Origin of the sequence: Albidovulum sp. (assembly GCF_049646345.1) — a bacterium.
Taxonomy (GTDB): Bacteria; Pseudomonadota; Alphaproteobacteria; order Rhodobacterales; family Rhodobacteraceae; genus Albidovulum.
In genome coordinates this window covers 1-8,504 of record NZ_JBARVQ010000794.1, presented here as the reverse complement: position 1 = coordinate 8,504, position 8,504 = coordinate 1, and the positions used below count along the sequence as shown (strand labels likewise).

General features: G+C 60.7%; 9 protein-coding genes and 1 tRNA gene. 5 read left to right on the top strand and 5 right to left on the bottom strand.

Annotated elements, in window-relative coordinates; all coding sequences use genetic code 11:
• Both WBB85_RS20880 and WBB85_RS20875 read right to left on the bottom strand, forming a co-directional pair.
• Positions 1-654 (bottom strand): ABC transporter substrate-binding protein (locus tag WBB85_RS20880; RefSeq protein WP_432640505.1); only part of this gene is annotated, 654 nt, incomplete at its 3' end.
• A gap of 161 nt (positions 655-815) precedes the next feature.
• On the bottom strand, positions 816-1,340 hold the full coding sequence (locus WBB85_RS20875; protein ID WP_432640504.1) for a c-type cytochrome: 525 nt from the start codon (positions 1,338-1,340) through the stop codon (positions 816-818).
• Positions 1,341-1,460: 120 nt separating this feature from the next.
• Between WBB85_RS20875 and WBB85_RS20870 the strand changes: the two genes are divergently transcribed.
• Complete coding sequence (locus WBB85_RS20870; RefSeq protein WP_432640503.1) at positions 1,461-2,294, top strand: prephenate dehydratase; 834 nt, start codon at positions 1,461-1,463, stop codon at positions 2,292-2,294.
• A gap of 6 nt (positions 2,295-2,300) precedes the next feature.
• On the opposite strand, the gene WBB85_RS20865 is transcribed toward WBB85_RS20870, so the two are convergent.
• Both WBB85_RS20865 and nudC read right to left on the bottom strand, forming a co-directional pair.
• Positions 2,301-2,774 (bottom strand): SRPBCC family protein, encoded by a 474-nt coding sequence (locus tag WBB85_RS20865; RefSeq protein WP_432640502.1) that lies wholly within the window; start codon positions 2,772-2,774, stop codon positions 2,301-2,303.
• A gap of 37 nt (positions 2,775-2,811) precedes the next feature.
• On the bottom strand, positions 2,812-3,771 hold the full coding sequence (gene nudC / locus WBB85_RS20860) for an NAD(+) diphosphatase (RefSeq protein ID WP_432640501.1): 960 nt from the start codon (positions 3,769-3,771) through the stop codon (positions 2,812-2,814).
• A 211-nt stretch (positions 3,772-3,982) separates the two neighbouring features.
• Here nudC and WBB85_RS20855 point away from each other — a divergent pair, with 211 nt between their 5' ends.
• From WBB85_RS20855 to WBB85_RS20840, 4 genes are all read left to right on the top strand, one after another.
• The gene (locus WBB85_RS20855; protein WP_432640500.1) at positions 3,983-5,962 is read left to right on the top strand and encodes a bifunctional 2',3'-cyclic-nucleotide 2'-phosphodiesterase/3'-nucleotidase; all 1,980 of its coding nucleotides are present in this window, start codon (positions 3,983-3,985) and stop codon (positions 5,960-5,962) included.
• Positions 5,963-6,064: 102 nt separating this feature from the next.
• Entirely contained in the window at positions 6,065-6,412 is a 348-nt protein-coding gene (locus tag WBB85_RS20850; RefSeq protein WP_432640499.1) for a hypothetical protein, read from the top strand.
• Between the two features lie 149 nt (positions 6,413-6,561).
• A tRNA-Ala gene (locus WBB85_RS20845) sits at positions 6,562-6,637 on the top strand.
• 242 nt (positions 6,638-6,879) lie between these two features.
• Positions 6,880-7,134 (top strand): hypothetical protein, encoded by a 255-nt coding sequence (locus WBB85_RS20840; protein ID WP_432640498.1) that lies wholly within the window; start codon positions 6,880-6,882, stop codon positions 7,132-7,134.
• 12 nt (positions 7,135-7,146) lie between these two features.
• On the opposite strand, the gene WBB85_RS20835 is transcribed toward WBB85_RS20840, so the two are convergent.
• Positions 7,147-8,504: efflux RND transporter permease subunit (locus WBB85_RS20835; RefSeq protein ID WP_432640497.1), on the bottom strand; the 1,358-nt coding region annotated here is incomplete at its 5' end.

Here is an 8,504-nt window from a genome sequence, read left to right as displayed (position 1 = left end):
GGAAAAGACCGGCAGCCCGCCAACAGACTGGATCAGATCGCGTTTGGGAAAATCCGCCTTGAAGGTGAACTTCACGCGAAGGGTGTCCAGCACTTCGACCTGTTCGACTTGCTGGGACAATACGGCGCGGAAGCTCGAAAGACCCTTGTCGCGAAACGTCTCGTAAGAAAACTCCACGTCCCCGGCCGTGACCGGCGTGCCGTCCGAGTACTTTGCCTCGGGACGGATGTTGAAGATCACCCAGGCGCGGTCTTCAGGGTATTCTATCGTTTCGCATAAAAGGCAATATGCGGCGCCAACCTCGTCTGCTGTCCCTTCCAGCAGACTTTCCAGCATGATCGTCGACAACGCGGCCGAGCGCCCCTTGATGGTGTAAGGGTTCATCGAATCGAACCCACCCGAGGTCCATTCTGAGATTTCCCCACCCTTGGGAGCGTCAGGATTGACGTAGTCGAAATGGGCAAAGTTGGCGGGGTATTTCAGGTCGCCGAAAGTCGAAATTCCGTGGGATGTGATAACGTTATCTTGGGCTGCAACCGTCGAACCGAAACCACAGAAAAGGAAAACCGATAAACCGAAGGTGATAAGTCGTCGTCTCAGATCGTTGGCTGTAAAAGCCTTGGCGGCATCCGACTTCATACGATTAATCCCCATTCAGTCCTCCGTTACGCGCGTCTGGACGCGTCCGTTCTGCTTTAGGGAAGCTAGAACGCCGCGGGGGCGGGCTTCAAGTTGCGAATTTGTGAGCTTTACCGTGAGCCAAAGAAAAAGGCTGCCCGGACGGGCAGCCCCAATGACATTTCATGCGGTGACGATCAGCCGCCGAGAGACTGGAGATAGGCCACAAGATTGGCCCGGTCCTCGATCTTCTTCAGACCCGCAAAGGACATCTTGGTGCCGGGCACGAAGCCTTTGGGGTTTTCGATGAAGTGGCTCAGCGTTTCCGGATCCCAGTTGCCGCCATGACCCGCCATCGCGTCGGAATAGGCAAAGCCCGCGACGCTGCCCACGGCGCGGTTCACGACGCCGTCGAGATGCGGGCCGGTGCCGTTGGAGCCGTCAACCTTGTGGCAGGCCTTGCACTTGCCAAAGACCTTTTCGCCTGCACCTGCGTCGGCCGAGGCGAGAACGGTCGCGAAGTCCGGGCCCTCTTCTGCGGTGGCATCACCGCCCTCTTCAGCGCCAGTGTCGATGACATAGGCCTGGGCCACTTCCTCATCGCCGTGGGCGACTGCGCCCGTGTGATAAAGCGTCTCGGCCGCCCATTTGCCCAGAAGGAAGATCAGGAATGCGCCGCAGAGCGCGCCGCCAGCCTTCGTTACAGTCATCGTGTCGAACATGTCGCGCCTCACCATGGCATAGATTTGCGGCGTATCTATCCGCTTCCCCTACCGGGTTTCAAGGTATAGTTAGCGCGGCACATTGCCCGACCGACGGGCTGTCGCCAAGGAGCCACCCGCATGACAGGACGGATTGCTTTCCAGGGAGAGCCCGGAGCCTATTCGGATCAGGCCTGCCGCGAGGCCTATCCCGAGCTTGAGCCATTGCCCTGTCGGACCTTTGAGGATGCGATTCAGGCGGTGCGCAAGGGCGATGCGGATCTGGCGATGCTGCCGGTCGAAAACTCCACCTATGGGCGCGTGGCCGACATTCACCGGCTGTTGCCGGAAAGTGGGCTGCACATTGTCAATGAGGCCTTCGTGCGCGTGCATATCAACGTGCTCGGCGTGCCGGGGGCGAAACTCACGGACATCAAGGAAGCCTACAGCCATCTCGTTTTGCTGCCGCAATGCGAGACGTTCTTGCGCGAACACGGCATTCAGGGCCGGGTCAGTTCCGACAATGCCCGCGCGGCGCGGGATGTGGCCGAACGTGGTGACCCGTCGGTCGCGGCCCTGGCTTCGGAACTCGCCGGGGAAATCTACGGTCTCAACCTTCTTGCCAGGCATATCGAGGATTCGGATCACAATACGACCCGCTTTCTGGTCATGGCGCGCCGGCCCGATCTGAAGCGGCGCGGCGATCATGGCATGATGACCACCTTCGTGTTCCGTGTCCGCAACATTCCGGCAGCCCTTTACAAGGGTATGGGCGGGTTTGCCACGAATGGCGTCAACATGACCAAGCTGGAAAGCTACATGGTCGACGGATCATTCTCGGCCACCCAGTTTTACGCCGATATCGAAGGCCATCCCGACGACGCCAATGTGCGCCGCGCGCTGGAGGAGCTGGACTACTTCACGTCTTCGATGACGCTTCTGGGGGTCTATCCGGACCATGTCAGCCGGCACTGACACCGATCACGGCATGCGCGGGCCGAGGTGACGCAGTTCCAGATCGGCCGCGTATTTCTGGATCTTGGACTGGAACCGGCGCATATAGCTTGCCTTGTTCAGCCGGACCGATTGCAGCATCAGCCGTGCCGTAAGTGTCCGGGGCTTGATCACAAGATCGACCGCCAGCCGTGTGCGGGTGCGGGACAAAGCGACGAGGCCGACGACCAGAGACGCGTTAAAGCCGGGGCTTTCGGCGACAAAGTCCATCGCTTCGGGCCGGTCGAACCGCTCCAGTTCACAGACAATGCGGCGCATTTTGCCGCGGATCGGGAAGCGCAGGCTCCAGGTCAGGCCGGGGCCGGTTTCAGCCAGCCGGTCGACGCGTGTCACATCTGCACCCCTGCGCAATGCGGCCCGTTCATAGGCCGGAAAATTCGCCAAAGCATCGAAAACGAACTCGGCGGGCGCCTCAATGTCCTCTTTGGTTGAGAACTTCACTTGTAGCCTCCCCGTCCTCGCCCGAATTCTTTTGCCGTCATTCCAACCGGTCCGCAACCCAGTTGGCCAACAGAAATCCCGCGATCGCCCCGGTACGGGGCTTGCGAATGGTGGGGTGTTCCCCCGCCAGTGCGGATGCCATATCTTCCCGGCTGACCCAGAGAGCATCCTCCATCTCAACCGGGTCGAGTGTAATCGCCTCGGTTTCTGCCTCGCCCGCGCAGCCGATCATCAGCGATGAGGGGTAGGGCCAGGGCTGGCTGGCCAGATAGCGCACCGCACCAACCTGCACACCGGTTTCTTCGGCAACTTCGCGCCTGACTGCCGCCTCCAGCGTCTCGCCCGGTTCCATGAAACCAGCAAGGCAGGAATACATGCCCTCAGGCCAGCCGGGAGAACGACCGATAAGTGTCCTGTTGCCACGGGTGATCAGCATGATGACCACAGGGTCGGTGCGTGGAAAGTGCATCGTGCCGCAGGCCGGGCATCTGCGTTGCCAGCCACCTTCAACCACCGCGCTTGGCTGACCGCAGGCGGAACAGAAGCGGTGGCTTCTATGCCAGGCAAGCAGTGCCTTGCCGGTTGCGACCAGTTCCGCGTCGCGGGCCGGAAGGCTGGCCATGACCGTGCGCAATTCGACAAAACCGTGATCGTCGGGCAGGGCGGGGTGGCGCTGTTCGCTGGGGTCGAGAAACACGCCGTCCGGAGGCAGGGCATCATCCGGTGGTTCCCAGCCCGAGATATCGAGCGCGAACCAGGCATGATCGCCGTCGAGGCCAAGAAAGATCGGCGCTTCGGTGGCATGGCGGATGACGGGGTGGCCCGGAGCAACCCAACCGGCCGCGATGCCTGCAAGAAGGGGCTTCCCCCGCCAGATCGGAATGATGCGCGTCGACGGATTGTCCAGAAGGGCCGATAGCGCATCTGCCTTCGCCCGCATCCAGGCGGCGCGATCCAGCCCCGATCCGCCAAATGTCACCGTTTCCGCGATCCGCATCCGCTCCTCCGTCCGGCGCAGATGTGGCACGGCGCAGTTCCGATTGTAAATGCGCCGACGCTTGACGTCGGGGCAAGGTTGAGCAACCGGTGGTGTAATTGTAATATGTACGAACATGCTTAGGTGGTTCAGCCGTCATGCGCGGTTAGTTTCATGTGCCTGTCGTGGTATCCTGCTTTGATCTCCAGAAATCATAACAAGGGAGGCTTCCATGGCTCGAACGACAAGACCGACCCACACCCGCAGGACATTCCTTGCCCAGACCGCCGCAGGAGCTTCTTTGATCGCGCTGCATCCATATTCCGCCTTTGCCGCAATCAATCAGGCGCATCTCAGAATCATGGAAACGACGGATGTCCACGTCCATGTCTTCCCCTATGACTACTATTCCGACAGAGAGGTCGACACCGTCGGCCTTGCCCGTACCGCCGCGATCATCGGGGGGATTCGGGCCGAGGCGACCAATTCCATGCTTGTCGACAATGGCGATTTTCTTCAGGGCAATCCGATGGGCGATTACATCGCCTATGAAAGGGGCATGAAGGATGGCGACACGCATCCGATCATCCAGGCAATGAATGCGCTTGGTTTCGATGCCTCGACGCTTGGCAACCATGAATTCAATTACGGTCTCGACTTTCTGATGAAGTCGGTCGCGGGGGCAGCGTTCCCGATCGTTTCGGCTAATGTGGCAAAGAAACTCGGCGCAAACCCGCGCGAGGATGAGACGCTGCTGAAGCCCTACGTCATCCTTGACCGGGAAGTCACCGACGGGGCGGGCAAAAACCATCCGATCCGGGTTGGCCTTATCGGTTTCGTGCCGCCGCAGATCATGAACTGGGACCGCCGCCATCTGGAAGGCAAGGTGAACACCCGCGACATCGTCGAAACCGCCAGGGCCTGGGTGCCTCAGATGCGCGAAGAGGGTTGTGACATCATCCTTGCGCTCAGCCATTCCGGTATCGCCGGGGCCGAACACGCCGACGGGATGGAGAATGCTTCGGTTCCGCTGGCGCGTGTCGACGGGATTGACGCGATCATGACCGGCCACAGCCACCTTGTCTTCCCCTCGCCGGCCTATGACGGCTTTGCCGAGGTTGATGCGAGAACGGGCACCATCTCGGGAAAACCGGCGGTTATGGCAGGGTTCTGGGGCTCACATATGGGGCTGATTGATCTGCTGCTGGAACGCGACGGGAACGAATGGCGCGTGATCAGCTTCACGACCGAGGCGCGGCCGATTTCCAAACGGAATGAGGACCGATCGGTCACGGCTTTGGTCGAGAGCGTGCCGACCGTGCTTGCCTCGGTGCAGAAGGAACACGACGAAACGCTTGATTACATCCGCCGCGCGGTGGGCAAGACCTCAGCGCCGCTGCATTCCTATTTCGCACTCGTGGCCGACGATCCTTCGGTGCAGATCGTCTCCATCGCCCAGAAATGGTACATTGAGGAGATGATGAAGGGCACCGCGCATGAAGGCCTGCCGATCCTTTCGGCGGCGGCCCCCTTCAAGGCAGGGGGGCGTGGCGGTCCTGACTATTACACCGATGTGGCCCCCGGCGATGTGGCGATCAAGAACGTGGCCGACCTCTACCTATATCCCAATACGATCCGTGCGGTGAAGGTGACGGGCGCACAACTCAAGGACTGGCTGGAACGGTCGGCCGGTATCTTCAATCAGGTCACGCCGGGTGAGGCGGATCAGATCCTGCTGGACCCCGAATTTCCGTCCTACAATTTCGACGTCATTGACGGCGTGAGCTATGAGATCGACCTTAGCCAGCCTTCGAAATACGGGCCGAAGGGCGAGGATCTGAACCCCGGTGCCAGCCGCATCGTCAACCTGACATATGACGGATCGCCTGTCGATCCGGCGGCGGAGTTCGTCATCGCCACGAACAATTACCGGGCCTCGGGCGGGGGCGACTTTCCGGGTGCCAAGGGTGATACGATCATCTTTGAAGGGCCCGACACCAACCGCGACATCATCGTGCGGTACATCGTCGAACAGGGCTCGATCAATCCGGCTGCCGATGCAAACTGGCATTTCAAGGCCCTGCCGGGGACAAGCGTGCTCTTTGATACCGGCCCGAAGGCTGAGGGGCATATCGGCGATTTGAAGGCCGTGACGATCGAACCGGCGGGCGACGGGCCTGACGGCTTCGCGCGGTTCCGCATTTCGCTTTGATCTGACAGATTTCGGGGCGATAAAACCCGAACGGTCATCGGGGCTCGACGAATGCCGGGCCGCACGGCATAAGCGGACCGTGTGACAGCGGAGGGCCATGCCATGCGGTTGTTTCTCTGGGTTCTGGTTCTGGCCGGTCTTCTGGCGGGGGCGGCCTGGCTTACACGGCCCGGGATTGCGGCTTTCGACGCGCATCTGCGGGCGCGGATCGAACAGGCTGTGGCCCAAAAGGACATCGGGGCCGACGATGACCCATTGGCAACCATCGCGCTTGTCGGCTGCAAGCTGCGGCCATCGGATTGCTTCGATGTGATCCGCGGCGGCTTTGATGTAAGGCTCGAGGACAGGGCATTCTATTCCCGCTTTCAGATCGAGGGGTTCGGGAACGAGGCGAGCTGTTCCGGCGCGTTCACGAAAATCTGGTGTGACGAACGACTGTTCGGGGGCTGAACACCCGAGGCTGGTATAGCTACGCCGTCTGCGCCGAGAGGATGCGGAAAGGCAATACCCGGTGGGCCGTCCGGATGGAAAATTGTCACGTATCGCCGCTCCATCCGCTTGACATCAGCGCTTCTCTCGGCCACATGAGCATCCGGTGCGGGGCAGTAGCTCAGTTGGGAGAGCGCGTCGTTCGCAATGACGAGGTCAGGGGTTCGATCCCCCTCTGCTCCACCAGACCCCAAACACCAATTCCTGCCCCAACTTTCATGTTTCAGAATGGCCTGCGCCAAGGTGCGCATTTGAAATCCAGGGGCCGTTTCAGCGAAATTGACGCGTCCGTGTGATCCAATGTCAGACCATTGACCCGATTGGCGACCTTGTGTCGTCGATATGCACGGATTTGGTCGAAAAACTTGCCGCCACACCGGAAGCGCGCAATGGTGTTTGTGTAAGAGTCTAATAATAAAGAGTATTTTGTGTCCAGTAACGTGAAATGGAGCGGATTGCTTCCAGAAATAGAAACGGCTGAAGGGCTGGTGCCTTTGGTCGAATTGCGCAGGCCAAAGCAGGCGAAGCGCTGCGAGGAGGTATTCGGCAGCGCCTGCCGCTACATCCGCGGGATCGGCACCGGCATCAGGGTCACCGCCAGCCTGATCGAGCGGTTTCTGACGACATTTGCCGTTCTGGAAGTCCTCGGCATCGTGCTTCTGATTGTCTTCCTGCAGCTCTGACGGCGCTCTTGTTCATTCCGCAGGCTTGTCGGCCTTTCTGCGGCCGAACCAGTGGTTGTTGGACCCCGTGTAACCGGGGCCGGTATCTCTGTCAGACTTGCGTGGATCACGCGAGGTCAGCATCAGAAGTGATGGGGTCACGACCAGCGTCAGGACCGTCGCGAAGGCCAGGCCGAAGACGATGGCTGACGAGAGCGAGATCCACCATTGCGTGGATGGCGCGCCATAGGTCGTCTCGTGGCTCAGCAGCTCCAGATTGAAGCCGAAGGCGATGGGCAGGACGCCGAGGATCGCGGTCACGGCTGTCAGTACGACGGGCCGGGCGCGTTCGTGACAGGTTTCAAGGATCGCCTCGACCTTGTCCATCCCCTCGCGGCGGAGCGTATCATAGGTGTCGATCAGCACGATGTTGTTGTTCACCACGACGCCCGCCAGTGCGATGATGCCGATGCCGGTCATCACGATGCCGAAGGGCTGGCCCATGATCATCAGGCCAAGGAAAACGCCGATCGTCGACATGATCACCGCCGAGAAGATCAGCCCGACCGAGATGAAGCGGTTGAACTGTGCCAGAAGCACGACGAAGATCAGGAACAGGGCTGCAAGGAAGGCTTTCGACAGGAAGGCGCCTGCTTCGGCCTGTTCTTCATCATCGCCCGCAAGCTGCCAACGGATGCCGTTCGCCTCACGATCAGAAGCGGCAAGCCGCTCGGCAACAGCCGTACGGATCGGATCGGGTTGCACACCCTCGCGAATATTGGCCTGAACCGTCACCGTCCGGCGGCTGTCGATGCGGGTCAGGGTGCCGGTGGTCGGCACCGCTTCGCGGGTGACGAAGTTGGCGATGGGGACGGGGCCCTGCTCGGTTTCGACGCGGAGCTGATCCAGCGAGGAAATCGTGCGCTGATCTGGCGGCAGGCGCAGGACGATATCGACCGCATCGTCAGACCCGGCAGGGCGGAAATCGGACAATTTGAGCCCGTCAGTGACAAGCTGAACCACGGCGCCCACCGCGCCGGGTGAAATGCCGTAGCGCGCGGCTGCGGTGCGGTCGACGCGGATTTCCCAGTCGATGCCGGGCGGGGGCAGGCCATTGCTGATGTCGATGACGTTGGGGTCTTTGGCCAGTTCATCCGCGATCTGGCGTGCGGCTTCGTTCAGCCCGGCCGGGTTGCTTGCGGACAGCCGGATCTGGATCGCCTTGCCAGTTGGTGGCCCTGCATCCGGCACCGAAACCTCGATCTCCACGCCCGGAATGCCCTCCATCGCGACGCGCAGGTCGGCGAGGATCGCATTGGCGTTCTTGCGTTCGCGCCAGTCGATGAATTCGTACTGAATGACGCCGACGACATCCTCGGCGATATCCGCGC

Bases quoted from the DNA above. Each gene is read 5' to 3' on its own strand.
- WBB85_RS20875 (WP_432640504.1), bottom strand. From the start codon at position 1,340: ATGTTCGACACGATGACTGTAACGAAGGCTGGCGGCGCGCTCTGCGGC.
- WBB85_RS20870 (WP_432640503.1), top strand. From the start codon at position 1,461: ATGACAGGACGGATTGCTTTCCAGGGAGAGCCCGGAGCCTATTCGGAT.
- nudC (WP_432640501.1), bottom strand. From the start codon at position 3,771: ATGCGGATCGCGGAAACGGTGACATTTGGCGGATCGGGGCTGGATCGC.
- WBB85_RS20855 (WP_432640500.1), top strand. From the start codon at position 3,983: ATGGCTCGAACGACAAGACCGACCCACACCCGCAGGACATTCCTTGCC.
- WBB85_RS20850 (WP_432640499.1), top strand. From the start codon at position 6,065: ATGCGGTTGTTTCTCTGGGTTCTGGTTCTGGCCGGTCTTCTGGCGGGG.